Source organism: Microbacterium sp. NPDC058345, assembly GCF_042723855.1.
Classification (GTDB): Bacteria; Actinomycetota; Actinomycetes; order Actinomycetales; family Microbacteriaceae; genus Microbacterium.
This window is the reverse complement of record NZ_JBHXIG010000005.1, coordinates 3,452-5,217: the sequence shown is the minus strand read 5'-3', so window position 1 is coordinate 5,217 and position 1,766 is coordinate 3,452. Positions and strand designations below refer to the sequence as shown.

Here is a 1,766-nt window from a genome sequence, read left to right as displayed (position 1 = left end):
AGAAGTCCGGCGGTGTCCTACTCTCCCACAGGGTCCCCCCTGCAGTACCATCGGCGCTGTGAGGCTTAGCTTCCGGGTTCGGAATGTGACCGGGCGTTTCCCTCACGCTATGGCCGCCGAAACACTATTGACATGTTCATCGGCAACACACACGTGTGTGTTGTTTGGTTCCGACCGTACGTCGAGAACCACAAAGTGGACGCGGAACATCTTTGAAAGAATTGGTGTTATCAAGTCATCGGCTTATTAGTACCAGTCAGCTGCACACGTTGCCGTGCTTCCACATCTGGCCTATCAACCCAGTCGTCTGGCTGGGAGCCTCTCCACCCGAGGGTGATGGAAGTCTCATCTTGAGGCCGGCTTCCCGCTTAGATGCTTTCAGCGGTTATCCATCCCGAACGTAGCTAACCAGCGGTGCTCCTGGCGGAACAACTGGCACACCAGAGGTTCGTCCAACCCGGTCCTCTCGTACTAGGGTCAGATCCTCTCAAACTTCCTACGCGCGCAGCGGATAGGGACCGAACTGTCTCACGACGTTCTAAACCCAGCTCGCGTACCGCTTTAATGGGCGAACAGCCCAACCCTTGGGACCTACTCCAGCCCCAGGATGCGACGAGCCGACATCGAGGTGCCAAACCATGCCGTCGATATGGACTCTTGGGCAAGATCAGCCTGTTATCCCCGAGGTACCTTTTATCCGTTGAGCGACAGCGCTTCCACAAGCCACTGCCGGATCACTAGTCCCGACTTTCGTCCCTGCTCGACCTGTCAGTCTCACAGTCAAGCTCCCTTGTGCACTTACACTCGCCACCTGATTGCCAACCAGGTTGAGGGAACCTTTGGGCGCCTCCGTTACTTTTTGGGAGGCAACCGCCCCAGTTAAACTACCCACCAGGCACTGTCCCTGAACCGGATCACGGTTCGAAGTTAGATATCCAGAGTGACCAGAGTGGTATTTCAACAATGACTCCACGAATACTGGCGTATCCGCTTCACAGTCTCCCACCTATCCTACACAAGCCACACCGAACACCAATACCAAGCTGTAGTAAAGGTCACGGGGTCTTTCCGTCCTGCTGCGCGTAACGAGCATCTTTACTCGTAATGCAATTTCGCCGAGTTCGCGGTTGAGACAGTTGGGAAGTCGTTACGCCATTCGTGCAGGTCGGAACTTACCCGACAAGGAATTTCGCTACCTTAGGATGGTTATAGTTACCACCGCCGTTTACTGGGGCTTAAATTCTCAGCTTCGCCTTGCGGCTAACCGGTCCTCTTAACCTTCCAGCACCGGGCAGGCGTCAGTCCGTATACATCGACTTGCGTCTTCGCACGGACCTGTGTTTTTAGTAAACAGTCGCTACCCACTAGTCTCTGCGGCCACCACACCCTTTCCCGCGCAAGGCGGTATAAGTGGATGGCCCCCCTTCTCCCGAAGTTACGGGGGCATTTTGCCGAGTTCCTTAACCACGATTCTCTCGATCTCCTTGGTATTCTCTACCTGACCACCTGAGTCGGTTTGGGGTACGGGCGGCTTGAACCTCGCGTCGATGCTTTTCTTGGCAGCATAGGATCACCCACTTTTCATCCGCATCGTGTCTCAGCCTGTATGAGTCACGGATTTGCCTATGACTCGGCCTACGCACTTGCACCAGGACAACCATCGCCTGGCTTGGGCTACCTTCCTGCGTCACACCTGTTAATACGCTAGCCGCACCAGCATGGGGTCGCGCGCTCCCCACCACGATGCCACCCGAAGGCGGCGGTGT

2 rRNA genes (1 of these 2 cut by a window edge) are annotated in these 1,766 nt (G+C 55.7%); both read right to left on the bottom strand.

The window, feature by feature from the left end:
* Nucleotides 1-4: 4 nt before the first annotated feature.
* Nucleotides 5-121 (bottom strand): 5S ribosomal RNA (gene rrf / locus ACFWH5_RS15435).
* A 105-nt stretch (nt 122-226) separates the two neighbouring features.
* A 23S ribosomal RNA gene (locus ACFWH5_RS15430) occupies nt 227-1,766 on the bottom strand; it runs 1,665 nt beyond the window's last position.